The organism is Cyanobium sp. NIES-981 (assembly GCF_900088535.1).
Taxonomy (GTDB): Bacteria; Cyanobacteriota; Cyanobacteriia; order PCC-6307; family Cyanobiaceae; genus NIES-981.
Map to the genome: position 1 here is coordinate 1,054,401 of NZ_LT578417.1, position 22,983 is coordinate 1,077,383.

Sequence of the window (22,983 nt, forward strand, 5' to 3'; positions counted from 1 at the left end):
GGCCACCAGACTGGCGGCATGGTTCCGCCGAACAGCCCCCTGCCCGATCCGCCTGCCCAGCGTGTGTTCCGCCCCTGGGGCTGGTTCGAGACGCTCGGCGAGGGGCCTGGCTACCGGGTGAAGCGTCTGCAGCTGGAGCCCGGACGGCGGCTCAGCCTGCAGCGCCACCACCACCGCTGCGAACACTGGGTGGTGGTGGCCGGCGAGGGGGAGCTGGAGGTGGATGGCACCACCCACGCGGCCCGGGCGGGGACCAGCCTGTGGATCCCCCTGGGGGCGGCGCATCGAGCCCGCGCCGACGACGCCACTCCGCTGGTGATCGTGGAGGTGCAGCGCGGCGGGCTCCTGAGCGAGGAGGACATTGAACGGCTGGCCGATGACTACGGGCGCGGCACTGGCACGGTGGGGCCGGGCTGAATGGGGAAGGCCTGGTGTTAAGGTTTCTTTTCACCCCTTTTTCAAGGGCACGGCAGTACTGCGCCTTTCACGCGTACTTCAAGGACCTGCGCCCCCATGGCGCAAACCATCGACACCAAGGCGATCGGCCCCACGCCCTGCCTCACCGTCGAGAACGTCATCGACCGGCGGGAGCCATCAGCGACGACTCCACCCCTTGCGAACCAGAGCTTTTCAACCTCTGGACACTGCCAGCCTGCGTAGAAGGATCACATCAGGCTCCGGCCTGTGCAGGCCCCATTGACTTCCGTGACCGAACCGATCAGCGGCATTTCTTCGTTGTGTCCTGAATCCTCCAGCGAAACCGGCGTGACCACTGCTGCGCTGGGCGATTCCCCCCTGAACCAGCCGCCCACTGAGGCCGCCACCAGCGCTGACCCCGGCAGCGGCGCATCAGCCCCCTCTTCCGAGGCTGCGGCCGCCAGCACCTCAACCGCCTCCGGCGGATTCGCGGGCTTCGGCTTCGGCCCGGAGATCCTGCAGGCGCTCGAGACCATCGGCTACAGCGAACCCTCCCCGATCCAGAAGGCCGCGATCCCCGAGCTGATGCTCGGCCGGGACCTGGTGGGCCAGGCCCAGACCGGCACCGGCAAGACCGCCGCCTTCGCCCTGCCGCTGCTGGCCGGTCTGGATCCGGACCAGCGCAAACCGCAGGTGCTCGTGCTGGCCCCCACGCGGGAGCTCGCCCTGCAGGTGGCTGAGTCGTTCAACAGCTATGCGGCCCAGCTTCCCCAGGTGCGCACGGTGGCGGTGTACGGCGGTGCCGACTTCCGCGATCAGATCCACCATCTCCGGCGCGGCGCCCAGATCGTGGTGGGCACCCCCGGGCGGGTGATGGATCACATGCGCCAGGGAACCCTCGATCTCTCCGAGCTCCGTTCACTGGTGCTCGATGAAGCCGATGAGATGCTCCGGATGGGCTTCATCGACGATGTGGAGTGGGTGCTCGGCCAGCTGCCGGAGCAGCGCCAGGTGGTGCTGTTCTCCGCCACGATGCCCGCTGAAATCCGGCGTATTTCCCAGCAGTACCTCAACAGCCCTGCCGAAATCACGATCCGGACCAAGGCCGCGGACGCGAGTCGGATTCGTCAGCGTTTCCTGACCGTGCCAGCCCCCCTCAAGCTCGCCGCCCTGGAGCGGGTGCTTGAAAGCGAGAGCAGCGAGGGGGTGATCATCTTCGCCCGCACCAAGGCCATCACCGTCACGGTGGCCGAGTCGCTGGAGGCCCACGGCTACGACGTGGCCGTCCTCAACGGGGACGTGCCCCAGGCCCAGCGCGAACGCACGATCGAACGGCTCAAGACCGGCCAGGTGGATGTGCTGGTGGCCACCGACGTGGCCGCCAGGGGCCTGGATGTGGAGCGCATCGGCCTGGTGATCAACTACGACATCCCCTTCGACGGCGAGGCCTACGTGCACCGCATCGGCCGCACCGGTCGCGCCGGTCGCAGCGGTGAGGCCATCCTCTTCCTCACCCCGCGCGAGCGGCGTTTCCTGGGGGGGCTGGAGCGGGCTGCGGGCAAGCCGATCGAACCGATGGAGGTGCCCAGCAACGCCACCATCAACCAGAACCGGCTCGACCGCCTGCGCCAGCGCCTCACCAACGCCCTCCACCAGAGCGCTATCAGCGCCGAGGAGCAGGCCCTCCTGAGCGAGATCGTGCAGCGGGTGGCCCAGGAGCAATCCTGCAGCCCTGAGCAGCTCGCGCTGGCAGCGCTGGAACTGAGCCTCGGTGGCAAGTCACTGCTGCTCCACGGCAACGATGACTTCAGCCAGGCGCGCTCCCAGGGTCTGAACCGCCGCGATGGCCGGGAGAGCCGCGACAGCAGGGAGTTCGGCAACCGGGAACCGCGCCGCAGCCGCAGCGAGCGCCCCGTGGGCGCACCCGAAGCCGACATGGAGCGTTTCCGGGTCGAGCTCGGCTGGCGCGACCGCATCAAGCCGGGCAATCTGGTGGGCGCGATCGCCAACGAGACCGGCCTGCAGGGCCGGGCGATCGGCCGGATTCAGATCTTCGACACCCACAGCGTCATCGATCTTCCCAAGGGGATGCCCGAGGACATCTTCCAGGGGCTGCGCAGCCTCAGGGTGCTGAACAAGCCCCTGCAGATCTCCCGCTTCCGGGGCTGAGCTGACCACCCCGGGGCGACCACCGCGCCGGGGCTGAACCGGGCCGCCCCCGGGGCAGCCGGAGGGTCACGCGCACAGCCGGGTCACTGAGGTGTAGCTGCTGGTGGTGATGTCGGTCACCGAGAGGCTTTCCACAGCGGCGATCAGGGAGGCCTGCACCTCCTCGGTTTCACTCATCACCAGGCTCTGCAGCAGGTCGAAACGATCCTGCGGAGCCAGCTCTCCATCCTCGCTCCAGGCGAGGCTCCAGGGAACAGGGGCCGTCATCTCAGCTTCGGGATTGGATCAGGATTTGCTGACAATGGGTCAGTCCTGGGGATCAGCGGCACTTCTACAGGGTGTCTTCACAACACCTTCAACCTTCGCCATAGTCCGGCGGGCCCGGCCGTAAGGTGGTGGGCGATTTCAGGCGTCGTTGCGCCCCCATGGGTCGTCCAGCTTCCGCTGGCCATTTCCCCTGGACCCGCAGCATCTCCCGAATCAGTTCCAGGTTTTGCTCCATTAATGACCATCTACGTTGGCAACCTCTCGTTCCAGGCTGAACGCGAGGACCTGCTCGATCTCTTCGGCCAGTACGGAGAGGTCCGTCAGTGCAGCCTGCCGCTCGATCGTGAAACCGGTCGCAAGCGCGGCTTCGCCTTTGTTGAACTCACCAGCGATGCCGACGAACAGAAGGCCATCGACGACCTGCAGGACGTCGAGTGGATGGGCCGGATGATCCGCGTCAACAAGGCCACCCCCCGCGAAGGCGGCGGCGGGGGCGGCAACCGTGGCGGCTACGGCGGTGGCGGTGGCGGTGGCGGCAACCGTGCCGGTGGCTATGGCGGCGGGGGCGGCGGCAACCGCTGGTGAGCGCCGGTCGGCACTGCCGCCCTGATCTCATCGAACGCTGACCCCAGCGTGCCCGGCCTGGGGCCGGGTTTTTTTTGCCGGCCTGGTGCCGCCGGTGCTGCCGAGAGCCTCCCCCCGACAAGGGAGAGTGGGCGGTACGCGCTCACCGATCGCTCCTCCCCCCATGGCTCACCAGGCGCCGGCCTCCCCCACGGCCTTGCAGCGGCTGCTCATCGCCCTGCAGCCCCACCGCCGCCTGGTGGCCCTGGCCGCCACCTGCTCCGTGCTCAACAAGCTGTTCGATCTGGCGCCACCGGTGCTGATCGGCCTTGCGGTGGACGTGGTGGTGCAGCAGAACACGGCCTGGCTGAGCCGCTTCGGCGTGGTCAGCGTGCCTGGGCAGCTGGGGGTGCTGGCGGTGCTCTCCTTCCTGATCTGGAGCGCCGAATCCCTGTTCGAATACCTGTACGGGGTGCTGTGGCGCAACCTGGCCCAGACCGTGCAGCACGAACTGCGCCTCGAGGCCTACGGCCATCTCCAGCAGCTGGAGATGGCCTACTTCGAATCCAGCAGCAGCGGCCGGCTGATGGCCGTGCTCAACGACGACATCAACCAGCTGGAGCGCTTCCTCGACCACGGCGCCAATGAGATCCTGCAGCTGATCACCACCGTGCTGGCCGTGGGCGGCGCCATGGTGGTGCTCTCGCCCGCCGTGGCCGGGGTGTCGTTCATCCCGATCCCGGTGATCCTGTGGGGCTCGCTGCGCTTCCAGAGGCGGCTGGCTCCCCGCTACGCCGCGGTGCGCGAGCAGGCCGGGGATCTCGCCAGCCGCCTGAGCACGAACCTCGGCGGCATGCTCACGATCAAGAGCTACACCGCCGAGGCCTGGGAGCTGGAGCGGCTGCGCCAGCAGAGCCAGGCCTACCGCAACGCCAATGGGCGCGCGATCCGTCTCTCGGCGGCCTTCGTGCCCCTGATCCGCTACGCGATCCTGTTCGCCTTCATCGCCATCCTGGTGATCGGCGGCCTGCAGGCCTGGCGCGGCACGATCGCCACCGGCACCTACGCCTTCCTGGTGTTCATCACCCAGCGCCTGCTCTGGCCGCTCACCACGCTGGGCCGCACCCTCGACGACTACCAGCGGGCGATGGCCTCCACGAACCGGGTGCTCGATCTGCTCGACACGCCGGTGACGATCCCGGGCGGCCAGCGGCAGCTGCCGCTGAGCCGGGTGCGGGGTGAACTCTGCTTCGAGGGCGTTTCCTTCGCCTACCCGGGGCGGGATCCGCTGCTGCGGCACTTCGATCTGCAGATCCCGGCCGGCAGCACCCTCGGCATCGTGGGCTCCACCGGCTCCGGCAAGAGCACGATCGTGAAGCTGCTGCTGCGGCTCTACGACATCCAGGCGGGCCAGATCCGGCTGGACGGCATCCCGATCGGCGCGCTGCGCCTCGACGACCTGCGCCAGGCGATCGGCCTGGTGAGCCAGGAGGTGTTCCTCTTCCATGGCACGGTGGCCGAGAACATCGCCTACGGCAGTTTCCAGGCCGGCCGCGAGGCGATCGAGGCCGCCGCCCGGCTGGCGGAGGCCGACGCCTTCATCCGGGGCCTGCCCCAGGGCTACGCCACCGTGGTGGGGGAGCGCGGCCAGCGGCTCTCGGGCGGCCAGCGGCAGCGGATCGCCCTGGCCCGGGCCATCCTCAAGAACCCCCCCGTGCTGGTGCTCGACGAGGCCACCGCCGCGGTGGACAACGACACCGAGGCGGCCATCCAGCGCTCCCTGGAGCAGATCACCGCGGAGCGCACCACCCTGGTGATCGCCCATCGCCTCTCCACCGTGCGCCATGCCGACCGCATCGTGGTGATGGAGCACGGCCGCATCGTGGAGAGCGGCCGCCACGACCAGCTGATCGCCGCCGAGGGGGCCTACGCCAACCTCTGGCGGGTGCAGGCTGGGCTGCGCCGGGATGAGGCCCTCACGCTCTGAGGTCAGCCAGCGCAACCGGCTCAACGGCGACCGGCCCACCTGCTGCCGTGGAATAGCTTTTCGGAATGAAGACTTCGGCACGCCCGCAGGCTCTCCATCGACCGCCTCCGCGGCGACGGCGGCGTGCGCCGGTGCTTCTGGCGATGCTGATCGGCCTGGGTGGAGGGCTGCTCGCCTCGATGCCCCTGGCGGAGTGGCTCAGCGGGGCCAGGCTGCCTGAAAACCCACGCATCACCAACCCCTTCACCGCCTGGCGGGGGATCGGTAACCAGAACATCCTCGTGCTCGGCACCGATGTGGGCGGCGGCAACACCGACGTGATCGCCACCCTGAGGATTGAGGGGGGCACCACCTACATCACCCAGGTGCCGCGCGACACCTACATCGAACCGGAGGGCTACGGGCCCCAGAAGATCAACGCCCTCTATGCGATCGGCGGCACGGATCTGCTGGAGCAAGAGCTCTCCCGCAAGCTGGGCCAGCCGATCACCCACCATCTGGTGGTGAACCTGCGGGCGATCCGCCACATGGCCGACGCGCTCGGTGGCATCGAGGTGGATGTGCCCAAACGCATGCGCTACACCGACCGCAGCCAGGGCCTCACCATCGATCTTCAGCCCGGCCCCCAGCTGCTCAAGGGCAACGATCTGGAGGGATTCCTGCGCTTCCGTCATGACGAGTGGGGCGACATCGGCCGGATCGAACGGCAGCAGCTGGCGCTCAAGGCCCTGTTCCGCAAGCTCACCAGGCCGGAGAATCTGGTGCGGCTGCCGGTGCTGCTGAATGCCGGAGGCAAGGATGTGAAGACCGACCTCGGCCCGATGGAACTGGGCGGTCTGATCACCGCCATGGGCACCACCGAGCTCAGGACCGAACGGCTGGGGGGGCGGCCCTTCATGCTCAACGGCATCAGCTACTGGGAGGCGGATTGGCCCCGGCAGCAGGGGGGCACCGCCGACCCAGGATTCGACAACCGCTACGTCTACTGATCCCCCCGGGATCCCTTTCGGCCAGTGGCCTCCCTGATGGTGCTGGCCAGGCAACGGGCCGCCCGGGGCACCTGAGCGAACGCGGCGGTGAAGCCGGTGAACACCCACAGCCCGGGGGCGTGAGGCACGGCTCCCACCAGGGGCCTGGCATCGGTGCAGTAGGTCACCGGCACCTGAACGTAGTGCCCGCCGGCTGTGCGGAGGACCTCCCCCAGGCCCGCCAGACCCAGCCTCAGCCTCGCCTCCATCGCCTCGGGATGCGGTGCTGCAGCTGCTGGATCGGGCTGCGGATCCACCAGGCTGACCTGCCCGGCCAGCCAGCGGCAGCCATTGCAGACGAGCCCCGCATCCACCACCCACTGCGGCCGTGTGAGCTCCGCCGCCCGAGCCTCCAGCTCCAGGCGCTGGAAACGGCGGGGCACCACCAGCTGCGCCGGCCAGCGCAGGGACCAGGCCGGTGGCTGGCCAAGCTCCAGCACCCCGGCCCAGCTCGTGCGCAGGCGCAGATCCAGAGCGGGCCAGAGGGTGCGGCAGCCGGCGCCTGCCGCCAGCACCACCTGCCGGGCCTCCAGGAGCGCGCCTCCCTCCAGCGCCAGCGGCCAGCACGGTGGGGCACTGCGGCGCGGCAACCGGGGCAGCGGCCGCACCCGCTCCCGCACAACGGCCACCCCGGCAGCAGCCAGGGCATCCGGCAGGGCGGCCAGGAACGCCGGGGCCTCCACCTGGGCCACCGGGAGCGGCAGCCGCTCCAGCCAGCGGGTGAGGCCCCTCTGATCCAGAGGGGCACCCGCCAGCCGTGCCCAGCGCCAGCGCAGCCCCAGTGGACCATGGCGGAGCTGGAGCGCCACCCAGGGGGCGGCCGCCGGCACGGTCATCAGCCCGTAGCTCAGGGCCGTGGCCGAGGCGTTGCCAGCATCCAGCAGGATCACGGTCAATCCCTGGTCAGCCAGGGCAAGGGCCAGCAGGCCACCGGCGAGCCCGCCACCCACCACCGCCACATCCCAGGGTCCGGGGCGGGGATCCCCAGCCATCCGCTCCGTGATCAGACCAGCAGGGTGAAGGATGTGACCACCTGATGGAAGAGGTCCTTCACCTTGCCCCAGCGGATCTCGTTGGTACTGGCGGCAAAGGTGTACAGGCGCCCCCGGTCCACCACCACCGTGGCCAGCTCATGGCGGTCCCGGTCCCCCAGGTGCACGGAATATTCGAGGTCGTAGAAGGTGCGGCCGTCCTGGTCCCGTTCCTCCGCCTGCAGGAGTTCGGCCTGGCGGCCGCTGCCCTCCGGGGCGATCACGGCCCGGCGCAGCCGCTCACCCACGGCCACCGCGCTGCCCAGATCGGCGAGATCACCATCCGCCTTGACGTCAGAGATCACCAGGCTGAGGGTTTCATCACTGTTGATGAGGTCGTGGAACACCAGCTGGGGACCATCGCTCACCTGGACCCGCGTCCAGCCGGTGGGGTAGAGGAAGGCAAAGCGGCCATCCGGATTCTGGTAGCGGTTCAGCCCGGCGGCCGCGGCACTGCAGCCCACCAGCACCAGGGCCAGCAGCACCGCGACCACCCCCCGCAGCAGGGGTCTCGGCAGGGGGTGCGGCCCGGGTGCAGAGAGGCTGGTCATGGAAGCAGGCAGGCAAGGCTGGCTCCATTCTGCGTGGGGCTGGGCTGGGGGCATTGCTTGGGGCACCGCGCGGCGCCCCCGCCGGACACGGCCAGGCGGCGGCCCCGCCTACATTCGTGGCCCCTGCGCAGGCCACCCTGAGCGGTTTCACGCGCCCGCTGGCCCGGCTGATCGAGCAGTTCGAGCGACTGCCCGGCGTCGGCCCCCGCACCGCCCAGCGGCTCGCCCTGCATCTGCTGCGCCAGCCCGAGGAGCAGATCCGCGCCTTCGCCGATGCCCTGCTGGCCGCCCGCAGCCAGGTGGGGCAGTGCCAGCGCTGCTTCCACCTCTCCGCCGAACCGCTGTGCGAGATCTGCCGCAACGAGGAACGGCGCAACGGCCAGCTGTGCGTGGTGGCCGACTCCCGTGATCTGCTGGCGATGGAGCGCACGCGGGAATTCCGGGGGGGCTACCACGTGCTGGGCGGCCTGATCTCCCCCATGGACGGCATCGGGCCGGAGCTGCTGCAGATCCAGCCGCTGGTGCAGCGGGTGGCGGCCGACGGCGTGGAGGAAGTGATCCTGGCGCTCACACCGAGCGTGGAGGGCGACACCACCAGCCTCTACCTGGCCCGGCTGCTCAAACCCTTCACCACCGTGAGCCGCATCGCCTACGGCCTGCCGGTGGGCAGCGAGCTGGAGTATGCCGATGAGGTGACCCTGGCCCGGGCCTTCGAGGGGCGCCGCCGGGTGGAATGAGCCTCTGATGAGTCTCTGATGAGGCTCTCACCCCCTTCGGTGCCTCCCGCCCCGCTCCCCGCCGTGATCTGCCCTCCGCTGTGATCAGCCCTGCGCCATGAGCCCCTCCCCCCCTCGGAGCAGCACCAGCCGCTACCGCGCCATCCCCCCCAGCGAGCGGCTGCCACCGTGGCTGCGGCGTCCGATCGGCGACGCCTCAGGCCTGGAGGCGGTGCAGGGAGTGGTGAAGCAGCAGCGGCTGCACACCATCTGCGAGGAGGGCCGCTGTCCCAACCGCGGCGAGTGCTACGCCGCCGGCACCGCCACCTTCCTGCTGGGCGGACCGATCTGCACCCGCAGCTGCGCCTTCTGCCAGGTGGAGAAGGGGCTGGCCCCCACCCCCGTGGATGGGGGCGAAGCGGAGCGGGTGGCCGAGGCGGTGGCCACCCTGCAGCTGCGCTACGTGGTGCTCACCGCCGTCGCCCGCGACGATCTGGCCGACCACGGCGCCGGCCTGTTCACCAGCACCATGGCCGCGATCCGGCGCCGCACACCCCAGGTGGCGATCGAGGTGCTCACCCCGGACTTCTGGGGTGGCGTTGCCGATCCTGCAGCGGCGCTGCGCGCCCAGCGCCAGCGGCTCGCCAGCGTGCTGGCCGCCGCCCCCGTGTGCTTCAACCACAACCTGGAAACGGTGGAACGCCTGCAGGGGGAGGTGCGCCGCGGCGCCACCTACCGCCGCTCCCTTGGGCTGCTCGCAGCGGCCCGGGAACTGGCCCCTGGGATCCCCACCAAGAGCGGCCTGATGCTCGGGCTGGGGGAGAGTGTCGAGGAGGTGGTGGCCAGCCTGCAGGACCTGCGGGCCGTGGACTGCCAGCGCCTCACGCTGGGACAGTACCTGCGGCCCTCCCTCGCCCACCTGCCGGTGGCCCGCTACTGGCGGCCGGAGGAGTTCGAGCAGCTGGCGGCGGTGGCCCGGGAGCTGGGCTTCGCCCAGGTGCGCAGTGGTCCCCTGGTGCGCAGCAGCTACCACGCCGGCGAGGGGCAGCCCCCTTCCGGCTGAAGCTGCCCAGGTGGCGGGCCGGAGGCGGAATCTGGGCACAGAGAAGTTGACAAGATATTGACCTTGCAGACCAACCTTCCGCCGCTGGATGCAACCAGCGCTAGGGTTGCAGCATCATAAACACACCTTTCATGCATGAAGCCCATGCATGAAATCTCCATGCATGAAGTCCTTATGCATGAAGTTCCTGTGCATGCAGCTCACAGACGCGAGTTCCCCATGCAGGGTGTAGGGATGCATGGATCCGTGATGCGGTGAACCGTGATGCCGTGGATGAATCTCAGTCCAACGGCCCTGATGCTGCTCGGTGGCGCCATCCTCACCCTCGGCGACCTGGCCATCAAGACATGGATCATTCAGCAGAACCGCCCCGCCTTCTGGCTGGGCATGGCCATCTACATGGCCGGCATGGCCGTGCTGGCCCACACCTTTCGCCACCGCAACATCGCCACGGCCTCGATCATCTGCGTGGTGTTCAACGTGATCACGCTGATCATCGCCACCCGATTTCTCTACGGAGAAACCATCACTCGCCAGCAGTATCTCGGCATGGGCGTGGGTGTGATGGCGATCGTGATCCTGGAAATGGAGCAGTCCTGAAGCTCAGGCCTGCCCTGCCATCCCGGCCTGTAACCGCTCCAGCAGCGCCCGGGCCGCGGGCTCGGAGGAGGCGGGGTTCTGGCCGGTGATCAGGGGGCCATCCACCAGCACCAGCGGCTGCCAGTCCTCAGCGGCCGTGTAGCGGGCCCCCAGCGCCTTCAGCCTTTCCTCCACCAGGAACGGAACCACCTCGGTGAGCCCCACGGCCTCCTCCTCGCTGTTGCTGAAGCCGGTGACGCGCCGACCCGCCACCAGGGGTTCGCCGGTGGGGGTGGTGGCGGCCTGGAGCACCGCCGAGGCATGGCACACCGCCGCCACGGGTTTGCCCTGGGCCACGAAGGCCTCGATCAGGCCGCGGACGGCAGGGTCCACCGCCAGGTCCCACAACGGGCCGTGCCCTCCGGGAAAGAACACGGCGTCAAAGTCATCGGCCCGGACCTGCGCCAGGGGCAGGGTGGTGGCCAGGTCCTGCCGGGCCGCGGAGTCGCTCGCGAAGCGTCTGGTGGCGTCGGTCTGAAAATCGGGCGCGCTGCTCTTGGGATCCAGCGGCGGCTCCCCGCCCCTCGGCGAGGCGAGGCTCACGGCGGCGCCGGCATCGCGCAGCACGTAGTAGGGCGCGGCCAGTTCCTCGAGCCAGAACCCGGTCTTCTCGCCTGTCTCTCCCAGCCGGTCGTGGGAGGTGAGCACCATGAGGATGCGCATCGGCGGGGTTCTCCTGGAGGGGGTCCTTCCTCGGCGCACCCTACCGGCCCTGGAGGGCGTGACCCACGCTGGAACGGCGGAACGAACAGGGGCTGTTGGTGGTCGGCGTGGAGCGTGGCTAGCTGTTGGGGCGTTGCTCCTTTTTCAGCATGAGCCTCTCGGCGGTTGAGTGCCCCAACGGCGTCTGTCACAGCTTCCACGGCGGCCACACCGTGGCCCGCACCGACCTGGATGACAGCCTGCAGCGCCACGGCCGCGACTGGTGCGAGCGCCTCGCCGAGCGGGTCTACGAACTCTCGGTGGACAGCTTCAGCCAGAGCGTGACCCCCCACCTGCACCAGCCGGGCTGGCAGCGCCGCCACCTCGATTGGGAATTCCGCCTGCAGGGCGAGGAGGCCGAGCCGGAGCGCACGGTGGTGGACGGAGCGATCAATGCCGTGGAGAGCTTCCTGCGCAGCCATGAAGTGCAGCGCCTGTTCGTTCGGGAACTGGTGCAGGGCACCCTGGCCGCCACCGGAGCGAGCGGCTCGCTGCGCGCGCGGGTGCTGCAGCAGCTGATCGAGCGGGAAGTGCTGGTGCTGCTGAAGGAGCAGCGCGACGATCTGCTCGACCGCGTGGCCATGGCCCTGCTGGAGGAGGGCGACGGCCAGTTCGAAACGGTGCGCGCCCTGGCCGGCGAATCGCTCGATCAGGTGGAGCACCTGCTGCTGAACCACGCCGAAGCCTCGCGCTGAATCGGGCGCTGCATCCGGGCCGCGGCGCCTGCTGGCTCACAGATGGTTGTAGGACGCCGCTTCCTCGGCGGAGAGCGGCACGGCCCGCGGGTGGTTGTGGAGATGGTCCACCGCCTGGCGGATGTCCTCCACCAGCAGGTCGGCCATCTCGCGGGTGAAGCCCCGCTTCACCAGGATGCGCTGGAAGGGGGTACTGGCGAGGCTGCCGGTGAGGGGGTAGGCCGGCACCTGCCAGCCACGCACCCGCAGCCGGTCGGCCAGGTCGTACAGGCTGAAGCCGGGATCCTGCCCCGGAGCCAGACGCCACACCACGGCAGGGATGCCGCGATGGGGATTGCCATCGTGCAGCACCTCGAACAGCGGCATCGCCTGCAGCGCCGCCGCCACCACCTGCGCCACGGCGTGGGACACGGCATGGATGCGGCGGTAGCCCTCACGACCCAGCTGCACAAAGGTGTAGTACTGGGCGATCACCTGGCCGGCGGGCCTGGAGAAGTTGATCTGGAAGGTGGGCATGTCGCCGCCCAGGTAGCTCACCTTGAACACGAGCTCGCTGGGGAGATCACTGGCCTGGCGCCACAGCACCCAGCCCACCCCCAGGGGCCCGAGGCCGAACTTGTGGCCCGAGGCGTTGATCGACTTCACCCGCTCCAGCCGGAAATCCCAGGGCGGCAGGTGAGGAGCGGTGAAGGGCGCCAGAAAGCCCCCACTGGCCGCATCCACATGGATGGGAATGTCGAGGCCTGAGCGCTGCTGCAGACCGTCGAGGGCGGCACTGAGGCTGGCCACATCCTCGTAGAGCCCGTGATAAGTCACGCCCAGGGTGGGCACCACCAGGATCGTGTTCTCATCCACCCGGCTGAGCACGTCCTCCGCGGTGAGGCAGAGCCTGCCGGGCTCCATGGTGATCTCGCGCAGCTCGATGTCCCAGTAGCGGGCGAACTTGTGCCAGCAGATCTGCACACTGCCGCACACCATGTTGGGCTTGTCCGTGGGCCGGCCGGCGGCCTGCTGGCGGGCACGCCAGCGCCACTTGGCCGCCATGCCCCCGAGCATGGCCGCTTCGCTGCTGCCGATGGTGGAGCAGCCGATGGCGCCGGCCGGGGCATGCCACAGATCGGCCAGCAGGGCCACACAGCGGCGTTCCAGCTCCGCCGTCTGCGGATATTCGTCCTTGTCGATCAGGTTCTTGTCCATGGCCAGGTCCATCAGGGCATGCACCTGGGGGCCCTCGGTGGTCTGGCAGAAGGTGGCGAGGTTCTGCTTGCTGTTGCCATCGAGCAGCAGCTCGTCGCTGAGGATCTCGGCGGTGGCGGCGGCCTCCTGGCCGTGCTGGGGGAAGCGGTCGCGGGGCAGGGGCCGGGTGAACTCCTCGCTGTGGAGAACGGCATCCGCCCGGGTGGGGCGCGTGAGGTGCAGGGCCATCGGTGGGCGAGGGGTCCAGGGGTCTCAAGCTATGCAGACCTTCCCGATCAGGCCGCGGGGGAGGCCGGCAGGCCACAGGCTCGGTTGGGGCCAGCGGGTCTGGATCTGGGAGCCGCTGCCTTGCTCACCGGTGCTCAGCTCTGGAGAGGGGCAGGAACACAGCGCGAACGCCCAAGGACCGGCGCGATCGGGGGGGCCGGCAAGGACAGGGCCATCCAACCTTCCGGCCGGGACAGGGGGAAAGGAGCTGGCAGCCAGCCTGCCTCCACTGGCGCGAATCCGACCTTCCCCGAGAAGCGGGGGTCGCCGTAGGTGAGCACAAGCCCAACGCCGATGGTCGGTGCGGATCGCCACCGGAGCCAGGAGGAACGCCGCCACGGCACTCTCAAACCTGAGGCGCGACAGAAGGATGCTGCCCACAAGGTGGTCATTGCTGCGGACAGCGGAGCCATAGCGGCCGGATTGTGGCGTCCTCCTGAGGAGTTCTCCGGCCAGGGCACCCACAGCCCGTCCCTCAGCCTCGCCATGGGCATCGGAAAACGTTCTGACGACCAGCCGTTCCACCGTATCGGCGTCGCAGCGCCTGCAGGATGAAACGGTCATGGCAAGCGCCAGCGCAACGCAGCAGTTCTATTGTCCGAACGCCCTTTTTAGGGCCAATCCCTCACCATCAACCCTTTACAACATTTTCACCAGCGCCCCGCCGTCGACGATCAGGGCCGTACCGGTGATGTAGCTGCCCGCCTCACTGGCGAGAAGCAGAGCAGGCCCTACGAGTTCATGGGTCTCACCCCAGCGGCCCAGGGCGGTGCGGCTGGCGAAGCGTTCCCGTGCCTCTTGGCTGAAGTTGGCTGCCGACAGCTCCGTTGAAAACGGTCCGGGAGCCAGGCAATTCACGGTGATCCCGAACGGCCCAAGATCAATGGCATTGGCGCGTGCCAGCCCAAGCAGGGCAGTTTTTGTGGCGGAATAAACACTTCGTCCAGCAACCGATGTGAAGCCAAGAAGCGATGATGTGTAAATGACTCGACCCCAGCGACGCTCTTTCATCTGCGGCACCAGCGCACGCGTCAGCGCCATGCAACTCGATAGATTGAGTTCCAGAAAATAATCCCAGACTTCATCTGTGATGGCATCAATCGGTTGCGGTTGATTGCCTCCAGCATTATTGAGCAACACATCGATCCGGCCAAACATCCCAAGGGCTCTCGCCGCCAGGGTGCTGATGTCGGCGCGGCGACTCAGGTCGGTGGCGATGCAGGCGACCTTCGCTCCAGTGGCCCGTTCGATGTCATCGCTCGCCCACACGAGTTCATCTTCCGTTCGGCTCACGAGCACCAGGCTTGCGCCAGCTTCGGCAAACCCCCGGGCGATCGCCTTGCCGAGCCCGCGACTGCCCCCGGTGATCAGGGCGACGCGACCACTGAGGTCGAACATGCCCGGCAGGGTCGGTCGGTCGGCCTCGGAGTGCATGACGAGCATTGACGGTCACGCCAGTGTCGGACCACCCCCGCAAAGACAGTCCAGCGGATCCAGTCCCATCGAAGACAGGCTCACCTCCAGGCTGCGGGCTGCGGGAGGGAGCGGGAGCCTTACTGGCCCGTGCTCGAGGGCGGAAAGCCGTTCTCCAGCACCAGCTCCTCGAGGGGCAGCTGGCCGGGCTTGGGCCAGGGCTCCTTCGTGCCCTTGCCGATGGCCACCAGCGGGCCCATCACGTGATCAGCCGGCAGGTGGATCAGCTCCGCCAGCTTCTCGATCTCGAAGCCGATCATCGGGCAGCTCTGGTAGCCCATGCCGGTGGCCGCCAGCATCAGGGTCTGCATCGCCAGGCCGATCGAGCGCTGGGCCTCATCGCGCTGCAGCCACTCGCGGCCCTCGTGGAACGGTCCCATCCAGCCCACCAGCAGCTCGGCCACCTCCTTGGGGGCGTGGGCCCAGTAGCGCTCGGGGCTCTTGGCGAACGCCTTCACATCCGCCGTGAACAGCACCAGCAGGGAGGCGTCAGTGATCTGGGCCTGGTTGTTGCCGTACTCCCGGCGGATCCTGGCCCTCAGCTGCGGATCCCGCAGGATCACGAAGCGCCAGTGCTGGATGTTGAAGCTGGTGGGCGCCTGGATCGTGGCCTCCAGCAAGGTGCGCTCCTCCTCGGCCGTGAGGCGATGGGCGGGATCGAACTGCTTCACCGACCGCCGCGCATAGATCGCCTCGATCACATCCATGGCTCAGGCCCGGTGGCAGCGGGGGTCAGCCAACAACCTACGGAGGCTGGCCCCGGCGATCAAGGCAGGGTGAAGCCCGAGGTGTTGAGATGCTTGAGATCGAGCATCACCACGGTGGACCACACCACCACGGCCAGACCGGCCAGGGAGCCGAGCGCCACCAGAACACTCACCAGGCGTGTCTTGCGGGAATCGCTGTTGTTCGTCACCGGTCCGGCTGCCAGAGGCTCTCACTGTGTCACGCCACCCCCGTGGCCCAGGCGCCGGACGCTGCGCCTCAGCCCCTCGGCGCAGTCACACCGCATCAGCAGTCCGGCCCCTCCCCACACCAGCCGGGCCGGCAGATCGGCTGGCCCCGCTCCGAGCTCCCGCAGCGGCGTGAACCCCAGCTGGCGGAAGTAACGCACCAGCCGAACGTGCTGGCGCTCGCCGTCGCGGATGGCCAGGAGCCGGGCCTGGCGGCATGGCGTGTCCTCCAGCGCCCAGGCGAAGGTGGCCGCCCAGATCAGCGGGCCCACCGCGGTGGTGCCCTCGCCCTGCACCCGCAGCGTGTCCAGCCGCAGTCCATCGAACGCCGGCAGGGCCCAGCCCTTCAGCTCGCCCAGCAGAGCCAGCCCGGCAGCCTCACGCCGCGCCACCCCCACCCGCAAGCTCCAGGCCACGCCGCCGGGGCGGCCCACCTGAAGGCGCAGCAGCAGCTGGCGCCGGCTCGCCTCCTGCTCGATCTGCTCCAGGGTGGGGCCCGCCAGAGTCATGGCTGTGCCGGCAACGGCCTCCAGGGATCAGCCCGCAGCACCGCGTCCAGGGGCAGCGGTCCGTAGAGATGGGGGAACAGCTCCGTGCCCTGCGGGGGGGCTTCGGCCCGCACCGGCACACCGGCCCGCTCCAGCCGCCGGGGATCGAGGGTGAGCAGCACCACGGGGCCTGCATCCCGGTAGTAGCGCCGGGCGGTGGCCTCCAGCTGGTGGGCGTAGCTGGCGTGGATGTAGCCCACTTCCTCCAGCGCCAGGCCCCGGGTGGAGCGCGCGTACACCCCCGCCTGCCGCGCCTGCCGCCACTCCGCCTCCAGTGCCAGGTGGTAGAGCCAGCGGGGTGAACGCCAGGGCTCCCGACCGGCCCAGGCTGGCGCCATCACCGCCGCCAGCTCCGGCCCCTGCAGGAAGCGGGCCAGCCAGGCCTGCAGCGCCGCCAGATCGGGCGGCAGCGCATCGAAACCGGCGGGATCGGCCAGGCGGAACTGGCGCACGAAGGGCAGCAGGGCCCAGTCGGCCAGGGAAGGGCGAGCCCCCAGCAGCCAGCCGCCAGCCTGCAGACGCCGGTTCCAGCCGGCCAGGATCGCCAGGGCCGCCTGGCGGTGCTCTTCGCGCCGGGCCTCCCCCTGCGGGCCGAAGCGGCTGGCGTACTTGGTGCGGTCCAGGTGGTGCTTGAACGGGCCGTCGTTCTCGGCGATCAGGGCCTCCTGTTCCGGGCCGGCTGCGCCGCACCCTCCAGCACTGGACAGCCAGCCGTGGGGATCGCGGCGCACCAAGGCCCAGCGCATGATCGCCAGGCTTTCGTCGAGCACCGCTCCGGAAGGCTCCACCAGCACCGGCACCGTGCCCTTCGGGGAAACCTCCAGCAGCTCGGGGGGCTTGCTTTGCAGGCTCACCTCCCGCAGCTCCAGATCCCGGCCCGGCTCCAGACCCGCCACGGCCAGGGCCAGCCTGGCGCGGATGGCGTAGGGGCACCGCCTGAAGCTGTAGAGCACGGGCGGGGCCGTCACAGCGGAAGGGCCGCTCAGGAGATCGGGGCCGGGGTCGGGAAGACCCGCCCGATGTGAACCTCCCCCCGCCGGCGGGCCAGGTCCATCTGCCTCTGCCGTTCGGCGAAGCGGGCCCGGTCGGCCGGATCGCGGCGGTCATGGCAGTGGTGGCAGCTCACCCCCTCCCGGTAGCTGGGCAGCTGCCGGTCGGCGGCGGTGAGGGGCCTGCGGCAGGCATGGCAGAGGCTGGCCTCACCCGGCTCGAGCCGGTGGTTCACCGCCACCCGCTGGTCGAACACGAAGCACTCGCCCTGCCAGCGGCTGCCGGCCTCCGGCCGTTCCTCCAGATAGCGCAGGATGCCGCCATGCAGGTGATGCACGCCCTCGAAGCCCTGCCGCAGCAGATGGGCCGTGGCTTTTTCGCAGCGGATGCCGCCGGTGCAGAACAGGGCGATCGCTTCGGGGCGCCGCTGCTCGACCAGGGGCCTCAGTTCCCGCTCCACCCAGGCGGGGAACTCCCGAAAGCTGGTCGTCCCCGGATCGATCGCCCCCTCGAAGCTGCCCAGCGCCACCTCGTAGGCATTGCGGGTGTCGATCACCAGGGTGCGGGGATCGGTGATCAGGGCATCCCAGGCCTCGGGATCCACGTGGGTCCCCACCGCGGTGGCGAGGTAGGGCTGCAGGGCAGGGTCCCCCATCGTGACGATCTCGCGCTTGAGCCGCACCTTGAAGCGGTGGAACGCCTGCTGGGGGGCCTCGGCCCACTTTGCCTGGAGCGCCGCCAGCCGGGGATCGGCGCGCAGCGCCTGCAGCAGCGCCTCCACCCCGGCCTGCGGACCGCTCACAGTGCCGTTCACGCCCTCGGGCGCCAGCAGCACCGTGCCCTTCAGCCCGGCAGCGTCGCCGCGGGCCTGCAGGCGCTGACGCAGGGACGGCAGCTCCTGCGGCGCCAGGGGCGCGAAGCGGTAGAAGGCGGCCACCCGCGCGCTCATGCGGCCACCTGCACTCCGGCGGCCGCCAGCAGTTCCTGGTCGGCCTCCACCGCCGGGTTGGAGGTGGTGAGCAGGCTGTCGCCGTAGAAGATCGAATCGGCCCCGGCCAGCAGGCAGAGCACCTGGGCCTCCCGGCTCATCTGCTCGCGCCCGGCGCTGAGCCGCACGCGGCTGTGGGGCATCAGGATGCGGGCGGTGGCCACCATCCGCACCAGCTCGAGCGGATCCACCGCCGGCTGGTCTTCCAGGGGGGTGCCCTCCACCGCCACCAGGGCGTTGATCGGCACGCTTTCCGGATGGGGATCGAGGCTGGCCAGCACCTGCAGCAGGCCGGCCCGGTCGGCCACAGCCTCGCCCATGCCGATGATGCCGCCGCAGCAGAGGGTCACCCCGGCGCGGCGCACCCGGGCCAGGGTTTCGAGCCGCTCCTGGTAGGTGCGGGTGGTGATGATGCGGTCGTAGTGCTCGGGACTGGTGTCGAGGTTGTGGTTGTAGGCGGTGAGGCCCGCCTCCGCCAGCCGTGCCGCCTGGGCATCGGTGAGCATGCCGGCCGTGACGCAGGCCTCCATCCCCAGCGCGCGCACGCCCCGCACCATCTGCAGCATCGCCTCGAAGGGGGCCCCATCGCGGATCTCGCGCCAGGCCCAGCCCATGCAGAAGCGGTGGGCGCCGGCCTCCCGGGCCGCCCGGGCCCGCGCCAGCACCGGTTCCACCTCCAGCTCCGGCCGGCCGCTCACATCGCTGCTGTGGTGCATCGACTGGGGGCAGTAGGCGCAGTCCTCCTCGCAGCCGCCGGTCTTCACGCTCAGCAGGGAGGCCAGCTGCACCCTGTAGCCGGGATTGGCGGCACGGTGCACCTGCTGGGCCTGCCAGAGCAGGTCCATCAGGGGCAGCTCGAGCAGCCGCTGGATCTGGGCGCGGGTCCAGTCGTGCCGCGTGGCAGGGCAGGGGGTCACAGCGGAGGGGCAGGGGGGCAGGGAGAAGGGGAGGCCGGCGTGGTTCAGCGGGCGGAGTCGACACCGCCGAAGCGACGCTGCCGGTTCTGATAGTCCAGCAGGGCCGAGAGCAGGGCCTCGGCATTGAAGTCGGGCCAGAGCACGTCGGTGATGTGCAGTTCGGCGTAGGCCAGCTGCCAGAGCAGGAAATTGCTGATCCGCTGCTCGCCGCTGGTGCGGATCAGCAGATCGGGATCGAGCTGGCCGGCGGTGTGCAGCTCGGCGGCGAAACAGCCTTCGTCGATGCTGGCCGGATCGAGCTCCCCGCGGGCGGCCCGCTCAGCCAGCCGCCGGGCCGCCCGCACCAGCTCCGCCCGCCCGCCGTAGTTGGTGCACACGTTGAAACGGATGCCGGTGTTGGCGGCGGTGCGGGCGGTGGCATCGGCGATGCGTTGCTGCAGCCCCCGGGGCAGGGGCTGCAGGTCGCCGAGAAAGCGGATGCGCACCTGCTCCCGCTCCAGCCCTTCGATCTCCCGCTCCAGGACCCGTTCGAACAGGGCCATCAGGAAGTTCACCTCCTCGCCGGGCCGGTTCCAGTTCTCGGTGGAGAACGCGTAGGCCGTGAGGGCCCCCACCCCCCAGTCGCTGCAGAGGCGCAGGGTGCGCTTGAGGGCCTCCACGCCCTCCCGGTGCCCCATCACCCGCGGCAGGCCGCGGCGCCGGGCCCAGCGGCCGTTGCCATCCATGATCACGGCCACATGGGCGGGCACACGGGTGGGGTCCAGCCCCGCTGGGAACGGATGCTGTGGCCTGGGGGTGCTGGTCGCCAGGGCGCGACTCATCCGCGGGTATCCGGCGTGTCCTTGGCCACGCTACGCCCGCCCGCCAGGGCAAGCGAGCGGGTCAGCAGATCGTGAAGGCGGCTGCTGGTGATCGGTCGCTCCAGCCGACCCTGGCTCGCCAGCGCCAGGGTGCCCGTCTCCTCGGACACCACGATGGCCAGGCAGCGGTCGAAGCGTTCGGTGAGGCCCATGGCCGCCAGATGGCGGGTGCCGTAGCGGTTCAGGCCCTGGCGGGAGAGGGGCAGGATCACCCCGGCCGCCAGAATCCGGTTGCCCTTCACGAGCACGGCACCGTCGTGGAGTGGAGTGTCGGCCGCGAACAGGTTGAGCAGCAGGTCCACCGAGAGCTGTCCGTCGATCGGCAGGCCGGGATTGAGGAAGTCCTCGGGGCGCAGGTCGCTGCCGAGATCCACCACGATCAAGGCGCCGCGGCGGGCCTGGGAGAGGCGGCCCGCCGCCTCACTGAGCACCGCCACCGATCCGGAGGCCATCTGGTCGCGGCGTCGGCTGCCGAACAGCGCACCCAGCCGGCCGGTGCCGAGCAGTTCCATCAGGCGGCGCAGTTCCCCCTGCCAGAGGATGGCCAGGGCCAGGCTGCAGGCCAGCACCAGGGCATCCACCAGCTTGGTGGTGAGGGGCAGGTTGGCGTAGCGCTGCACCAGCCAGGCCATGGCCACCAGCAGCAGATAGCCCCGCAGCAGCCAGAGGGTGCGGGCCTCGGTGACCCGGCCCAGCACCACCACGCCCAGGGCCGTGGCGCAGAACAGATCAAGAACCAGACGCAGATCCAGCAGCCGAAGCCAACCTCCCAGCCACGGCCCGGTCACGCCTGAACCCAATCCTCAGCTCAGGCTACCGGCGTGAGGCGGGCGGGAAGCACGTCATAGCGCAGTAGGTCTTCCGGCTGCTCGCGCCGCTGCACCAGATCGGCCAGGCCGTCATGCACCAGCACCGCCGCCGGCCGTGGGATGCGGTTGTAGTTGGAGGCCATCGAGGCGTTGTAGGCGCCGGTGGCGAACACCACCAGCAGGTCGCCGCTGGTGGCGGGGGGCAGCGCAATGTCGTGCAGCAGCACGTCGCCCGACTCACAGTGCTTGCCGGCCACGGTCACCGTTTCGGTGGCTTCGGCGCCCGGGCGATCGGCCAGAACGGCGGTGTACAGCGACTGGTAGGTGATCGGGCGGGGGTTGTCGCTCATGCCCCCATCCACCGCGAGATAGGTGCGCAGGCCGGGGATGGGCTTGCGGCTGCCCACCGTGTACAGCGTGACCCCCGCCGTGGCCACCAGGGAGCGGCCCGGTTCGCACAGCAGCCGCGGCAGCTCGAGGTCGCGTTCACGGCAGGCCCGGGCCACCGCCTCGGCCACGGTCCGCACCCAGAGCTCGATACTGGGCGGATCGTCGCTGGCCACGTAGCGGATGCCGAGGCCGCCGCCCACGTTGAGATCGCTCACGGGATGGCCGAGGCTGCGGGCGAGCTTCAGAACGTCGGCCATCACCCCGGCCAGATCGCGGTGGGGCTGAAGTTCGAAGATCTGGGAACCGATGTGGGCATGCAGACCGGTGAGCCGTGCCCAGCTGCAGCCGGCCAGGTGCTGGAGCACCGCCTCGAGCTGGTCGGGATCGAAGCCGAACTTGCTGTCGAGGTGGCCGGTGCGGATGTACTCGTGGGTGTGGCACTCGATGCCCGGGGTGAAGCGCAGCATCAACCGCACGGGCTGCCTCAGGCTTGGCGCCAGCTCGCTGAGCAGCTCGATGTCCCGCCAGTTGTCGGCCACCACCGTGACGCCGCGCTCCGCCGCCAGGGCGAGCTCCTCCAGGCTCTTGTTGTTGCCGTGGAGCACGATCCGCTCGGCCGGCATGCCACCCGCCAGGGCGGTGAGCAGCTCTCCCGCCGAGACGGCATCGAGGCCGAGTCCCTCCTGGGCCACCAGCGCCGTGATGGCCAGCGAGCTGTTCGCCTTGGAGGCATAGAGCGCCAGCGAGGGGCCCGGGTAGGCCTGGCTGAGGGCCTGGCTGTAGGCCCGGCAGCTGGCCCGCAGGGTGGCCTCATCCAGCACATACAGCGGCGTGCCGTAGGTGCGGGCCAGATCGCCCAGGGCGCAACCTCCCACCTGCAGCCGTCCTTCCCCATCCACCTCCGTGGTGATGGGGGTGAGGTTGCAGTTGGGGCTCGTCAGATCCCGGTCAGGCTCGAACGGCCGGGGCCCTGCCGCCGGACCGGGATGGGCCTGGACCCCGGCGGCGGGTTCGCTGGAGATCACCATGGGCTTCCGCCGTGCATGCACCTGACCTCCAGAATGTACGGAAGCAATGCGCCCGTCAGTGCCTTGGGTGGGATTGGACCCACAGCCGCCGGGGGATCAGCGCAGCCCGATGGGCCACCAGCTGAGACACAACACCAGCCAGCTGAGCCCGTGCCGCTGCGGCCGGGCAACCTCGGGCCTGAGCACCTCGATGCCTGCCTGGCGCTGGACCGGGCCAGCCTGGAGGGACTCTGGACCCCCGCGCAGTGGTGTGCCGAACTCCGCGACGGCCAGCGCCTGAAGCGGGCCCTCTGGCGCGGCCCCGACCTGCTGGCCATGGCCTGCGGCTGGCTGGTGGTGGATGAGCTGCACATCACCCTGGTGGCGGTGCAGCCCGCGGAGCGCCGCCGGGGCCTGGGCAGCCAGGTGCTCCGCGACCTTCTTGCCGAGGCGCGGCGGCGGGGGGCCGGCGCCGCCACCCTCGAGGTGCATGCCTCCAACGGGGCGGCCCTGGGGCTGTACAGCCGGCTTGGATTCCGGATCCATGGCCGCCGTCGCGGTTACTACCGCGATGGGGCCGACGCCCTGATCCAATGGGCCTCGCTGACGGAGCCGGCAGGACCGGGGCTGGACAACACGCCGAACCAGTGCGGATAACCGCCGTTTCTTATTGCTCAATCGGCTGACTTAGCCGGATTGAGTTGCAATGAAAAGCCGCCACCGGCCTGCGATCACTGGCTTCTGCCCATTGATCT

26 protein-coding genes are annotated in these 22,983 nt (G+C 69.8%); 11 read left to right on the forward strand and 15 right to left on the reverse strand.

Going from position 1 to position 22,983, the window contains the following annotated elements; genetic code table 11:
• Window positions 1–18: 18 nt before the first annotated feature.
• Both CBM981_RS05335 and CBM981_RS05340 read left to right on the forward strand, forming a co-directional pair.
• Complete coding sequence (locus tag CBM981_RS05335) at window positions 19–417, forward strand: phosphomannose isomerase type II C-terminal cupin domain (RefSeq protein WP_087067572.1); 399 nt, start codon at window positions 19–21, stop codon at window positions 415–417.
• Between the two features lie 348 nt (window positions 418–765).
• Window positions 766–2,586 (forward strand): DEAD/DEAH box helicase, encoded by a 1,821-nt coding sequence (locus CBM981_RS05340; RefSeq protein WP_369801688.1) that lies wholly within the window; start codon window positions 766–768, stop codon window positions 2,584–2,586.
• Window positions 2,587–2,652: 66 nt separating this feature from the next.
• Here the strand turns inward: CBM981_RS05340 and CBM981_RS05345 are convergent, their stop codons facing one another.
• Window positions 2,653–2,853: a hypothetical protein gene (locus tag CBM981_RS05345; RefSeq protein ID WP_087067573.1), complete on the reverse strand. Its 201-nt coding sequence runs from the start codon at window positions 2,851–2,853 to the stop codon at window positions 2,653–2,655.
• 237 nt (window positions 2,854–3,090) lie between these two features.
• On the opposite strand from CBM981_RS05345, the gene CBM981_RS05350 reads away from it, so the two are divergent.
• The 3 genes from CBM981_RS05350 (at window position 3,091) to CBM981_RS05360 (ending at window position 6,393) form a co-directional block, all read left to right on the forward strand.
• Window positions 3,091–3,438 (forward strand): RNA-binding protein, encoded by a 348-nt coding sequence (locus CBM981_RS05350; protein WP_087067574.1) that lies wholly within the window; start codon window positions 3,091–3,093, stop codon window positions 3,436–3,438.
• A gap of 163 nt (window positions 3,439–3,601) precedes the next feature.
• A complete protein-coding gene (locus tag CBM981_RS05355) occupies window positions 3,602–5,404 on the forward strand; it encodes an ABC transporter ATP-binding protein (protein ID WP_087067575.1) in 1,803 nt (600 codons plus the stop codon).
• A gap of 131 nt (window positions 5,405–5,535) precedes the next feature.
• Complete coding sequence (locus CBM981_RS05360) at window positions 5,536–6,393, forward strand: LCP family protein (RefSeq protein WP_172820824.1); 858 nt, start codon at window positions 5,536–5,538, stop codon at window positions 6,391–6,393.
• Here CBM981_RS05360 and CBM981_RS05365 read toward each other — a convergent pair.
• Together CBM981_RS05365 and psbP are read right to left on the reverse strand one after the other, a co-directional pair.
• A complete protein-coding gene (locus CBM981_RS05365) occupies window positions 6,387–7,424 on the reverse strand; it encodes an FAD-dependent oxidoreductase (RefSeq protein ID WP_087067576.1) in 1,038 nt (345 codons plus the stop codon). The two genes, CBM981_RS05360 and CBM981_RS05365, sit on opposite strands and share 7 nt — an antisense overlap.
• 11 nt (window positions 7,425–7,435) lie before the next feature.
• Window positions 7,436–8,014, reverse strand: a complete 579-nt coding sequence (psbP, locus tag CBM981_RS05370; RefSeq protein WP_087067577.1) for a photosystem II reaction center PsbP — start codon at window positions 8,012–8,014, stop codon at window positions 7,436–7,438.
• Window positions 8,015–8,172: 158 nt separating this feature from the next.
• Here psbP and recR point away from each other — a divergent pair, with 158 nt between their 5' ends.
• From recR to CBM981_RS05385, 3 genes are all read left to right on the forward strand, one after another.
• Window positions 8,173–8,751 carry a recombination mediator RecR gene (recR, locus tag CBM981_RS05375; protein ID WP_087069217.1) on the forward strand — a complete coding sequence of 193 codons (579 nt, stop codon included), beginning with the start codon at window positions 8,173–8,175 and terminating at the stop codon, window positions 8,749–8,751.
• A gap of 97 nt (window positions 8,752–8,848) precedes the next feature.
• Window positions 8,849–9,793 carry a lipoyl synthase gene (gene lipA, locus CBM981_RS05380; protein ID WP_087067578.1) on the forward strand — a complete coding sequence of 315 codons (945 nt, stop codon included), beginning with the start codon at window positions 8,849–8,851 and terminating at the stop codon, window positions 9,791–9,793.
• A 273-nt stretch (window positions 9,794–10,066) separates the two neighbouring features.
• Window positions 10,067–10,393: a hypothetical protein gene (locus CBM981_RS05385; RefSeq protein WP_087067579.1), complete on the forward strand. Its 327-nt coding sequence runs from the start codon at window positions 10,067–10,069 to the stop codon at window positions 10,391–10,393.
• A 3-nt stretch (window positions 10,394–10,396) separates the two neighbouring features.
• Here the strand turns inward: CBM981_RS05385 and CBM981_RS05390 are convergent, their stop codons facing one another.
• Entirely contained in the window at window positions 10,397–11,095 is a 699-nt protein-coding gene (locus tag CBM981_RS05390) for a type 1 glutamine amidotransferase domain-containing protein (protein ID WP_087067580.1), read from the reverse strand.
• A 149-nt stretch (window positions 11,096–11,244) separates the two neighbouring features.
• On the opposite strand from CBM981_RS05390, the gene CBM981_RS05395 reads away from it, so the two are divergent.
• The gene (locus tag CBM981_RS05395; protein WP_087067581.1) at window positions 11,245–11,829 is read left to right on the forward strand and encodes an EF-1 guanine nucleotide exchange domain-containing protein; all 585 of its coding nucleotides are present in this window, start codon (window positions 11,245–11,247) and stop codon (window positions 11,827–11,829) included.
• A 36-nt stretch (window positions 11,830–11,865) separates the two neighbouring features.
• On the opposite strand, the gene CBM981_RS05400 is transcribed toward CBM981_RS05395, so the two are convergent.
• Entirely contained in the window at window positions 11,866–13,254 is a 1,389-nt protein-coding gene (locus CBM981_RS05400; protein WP_157665339.1) for a glutamate decarboxylase, read from the reverse strand.
• A gap of 333 nt (window positions 13,255–13,587) precedes the next feature.
• On the opposite strand from CBM981_RS05400, the gene CBM981_RS15595 reads away from it, so the two are divergent.
• Window positions 13,588–13,848 (forward strand): hypothetical protein, encoded by a 261-nt coding sequence (locus CBM981_RS15595; protein ID WP_172820825.1) that lies wholly within the window; start codon window positions 13,588–13,590, stop codon window positions 13,846–13,848.
• An 84-nt stretch (window positions 13,849–13,932) separates the two neighbouring features.
• Here the strand turns inward: CBM981_RS15595 and CBM981_RS05410 are convergent, their stop codons facing one another.
• From CBM981_RS05410 to lysA, 10 genes are all read right to left on the reverse strand, one after another.
• Window positions 13,933–14,727, reverse strand: coding sequence for an SDR family NAD(P)-dependent oxidoreductase (locus CBM981_RS05410; protein WP_197686669.1), 795 nt, complete (start codon window positions 14,725–14,727; stop codon window positions 13,933–13,935).
• A gap of 119 nt (window positions 14,728–14,846) precedes the next feature.
• Window positions 14,847–15,473: a nitroreductase family protein gene (locus tag CBM981_RS05415; RefSeq protein WP_087067582.1), complete on the reverse strand. Its 627-nt coding sequence runs from the start codon at window positions 15,471–15,473 to the stop codon at window positions 14,847–14,849.
• Between the two features lie 59 nt (window positions 15,474–15,532).
• Window positions 15,533–15,682: a hypothetical protein gene (locus CBM981_RS15600; RefSeq protein ID WP_172820826.1), complete on the reverse strand. Its 150-nt coding sequence runs from the start codon at window positions 15,680–15,682 to the stop codon at window positions 15,533–15,535.
• Between the two features lie 21 nt (window positions 15,683–15,703).
• Window positions 15,704–16,228 carry a hypothetical protein gene (locus CBM981_RS05420; RefSeq protein WP_087067583.1) on the reverse strand — a complete coding sequence of 175 codons (525 nt, stop codon included), beginning with the start codon at window positions 16,226–16,228 and terminating at the stop codon, window positions 15,704–15,706.
• Window positions 16,225–17,235: a DUF952 domain-containing protein gene (locus CBM981_RS05425; protein WP_087067584.1), complete on the reverse strand. Its 1,011-nt coding sequence runs from the start codon at window positions 17,233–17,235 to the stop codon at window positions 16,225–16,227. The genes CBM981_RS05420 and CBM981_RS05425 overlap by 4 nt, the downstream gene beginning before the upstream one ends.
• A 14-nt stretch (window positions 17,236–17,249) precedes the next feature.
• Window positions 17,250–18,206 carry a rhodanese-related sulfurtransferase gene (locus CBM981_RS05430; protein ID WP_087067585.1) on the reverse strand — a complete coding sequence of 319 codons (957 nt, stop codon included), beginning with the start codon at window positions 18,204–18,206 and terminating at the stop codon, window positions 17,250–17,252.
• Window positions 18,203–19,162, reverse strand: coding sequence for a biotin synthase BioB (gene bioB, locus CBM981_RS05435; RefSeq protein WP_087067586.1), 960 nt, complete (start codon window positions 19,160–19,162; stop codon window positions 18,203–18,205). Before bioB ends, CBM981_RS05430 begins: the two co-directional genes overlap by 4 nt.
• 44 nt (window positions 19,163–19,206) lie before the next feature.
• Window positions 19,207–19,983 (reverse strand): isoprenyl transferase, encoded by a 777-nt coding sequence (locus CBM981_RS05440; protein WP_087067587.1) that lies wholly within the window; start codon window positions 19,981–19,983, stop codon window positions 19,207–19,209.
• Window positions 19,980–20,810 (reverse strand): diadenylate cyclase, encoded by an 831-nt coding sequence (locus tag CBM981_RS05445; RefSeq protein ID WP_172820827.1) that lies wholly within the window; start codon window positions 20,808–20,810, stop codon window positions 19,980–19,982. Before CBM981_RS05445 ends, CBM981_RS05440 begins: the two co-directional genes overlap by 4 nt.
• 20 nt (window positions 20,811–20,830) lie before the next feature.
• On the reverse strand, window positions 20,831–22,249 hold the full coding sequence (gene lysA / locus CBM981_RS05450; protein WP_087067588.1) for a diaminopimelate decarboxylase: 1,419 nt from the start codon (window positions 22,247–22,249) through the stop codon (window positions 20,831–20,833).
• A gap of 150 nt (window positions 22,250–22,399) precedes the next feature.
• Here lysA and CBM981_RS05455 point away from each other — a divergent pair, with 150 nt between their 5' ends.
• The gene (locus CBM981_RS05455; protein ID WP_369801668.1) at window positions 22,400–22,885 is read left to right on the forward strand and encodes a GNAT family N-acetyltransferase; all 486 of its coding nucleotides are present in this window, start codon (window positions 22,400–22,402) and stop codon (window positions 22,883–22,885) included.
• Window positions 22,886–22,983 lie beyond the last annotated feature (98 nt).

Bases quoted from the DNA above. Each gene is read 5' to 3' on its own strand.
- CBM981_RS15595 (WP_172820825.1), top strand. From the start codon at position 13,588: ATGGTCGGTGCGGATCGCCACCGGAGCCAGGAGGAACGCCGCCACGGC.
- CBM981_RS05400 (WP_157665339.1), bottom strand. From the start codon at position 13,254: ATGGCCCTGCACCTCACGCGCCCCACCCGGGCGGATGCCGTTCTCCAC.
- CBM981_RS05430 (WP_087067585.1), bottom strand. From the start codon at position 18,206: ATGAGCGCGCGGGTGGCCGCCTTCTACCGCTTCGCGCCCCTGGCGCCG.
- psbP (WP_087067577.1), bottom strand. From the start codon at position 8,014: ATGACCAGCCTCTCTGCACCCGGGCCGCACCCCCTGCCGAGACCCCTG.
- CBM981_RS05390 (WP_087067580.1), bottom strand. From the start codon at position 11,095: ATGCGCATCCTCATGGTGCTCACCTCCCACGACCGGCTGGGAGAGACA.
- CBM981_RS05365 (WP_087067576.1), bottom strand. From the start codon at position 7,424: ATGGCTGGGGATCCCCGCCCCGGACCCTGGGATGTGGCGGTGGTGGGT.
- lysA (WP_087067588.1), bottom strand. From the start codon at position 22,249: ATGGTGATCTCCAGCGAACCCGCCGCCGGGGTCCAGGCCCATCCCGGT.
- CBM981_RS05350 (WP_087067574.1), top strand. From the start codon at position 3,091: ATGACCATCTACGTTGGCAACCTCTCGTTCCAGGCTGAACGCGAGGAC.
- CBM981_RS05420 (WP_087067583.1), bottom strand. From the start codon at position 16,228: ATGACTCTGGCGGGCCCCACCCTGGAGCAGATCGAGCAGGAGGCGAGC.
- CBM981_RS05415 (WP_087067582.1), bottom strand. From the start codon at position 15,473: ATGGATGTGATCGAGGCGATCTATGCGCGGCGGTCGGTGAAGCAGTTC.
- CBM981_RS05410 (WP_197686669.1), bottom strand. From the start codon at position 14,727: ATGCACTCCGAGGCCGACCGACCGACCCTGCCGGGCATGTTCGACCTC.
- CBM981_RS05440 (WP_087067587.1), bottom strand. From the start codon at position 19,983: ATGAGTCGCGCCCTGGCGACCAGCACCCCCAGGCCACAGCATCCGTTC.
- CBM981_RS05395 (WP_087067581.1), top strand. From the start codon at position 11,245: ATGAGCCTCTCGGCGGTTGAGTGCCCCAACGGCGTCTGTCACAGCTTC.
- CBM981_RS05345 (WP_087067573.1), bottom strand. From the start codon at position 2,853: ATGACGGCCCCTGTTCCCTGGAGCCTCGCCTGGAGCGAGGATGGAGAG.
- CBM981_RS05335 (WP_087067572.1), top strand. From the start codon at position 19: ATGGTTCCGCCGAACAGCCCCCTGCCCGATCCGCCTGCCCAGCGTGTG.
- lipA (WP_087067578.1), top strand. From the start codon at position 8,849: ATGAGCCCCTCCCCCCCTCGGAGCAGCACCAGCCGCTACCGCGCCATC.
- CBM981_RS05355 (WP_087067575.1), top strand. From the start codon at position 3,602: ATGGCTCACCAGGCGCCGGCCTCCCCCACGGCCTTGCAGCGGCTGCTC.
- CBM981_RS05385 (WP_087067579.1), top strand. From the start codon at position 10,067: ATGAATCTCAGTCCAACGGCCCTGATGCTGCTCGGTGGCGCCATCCTC.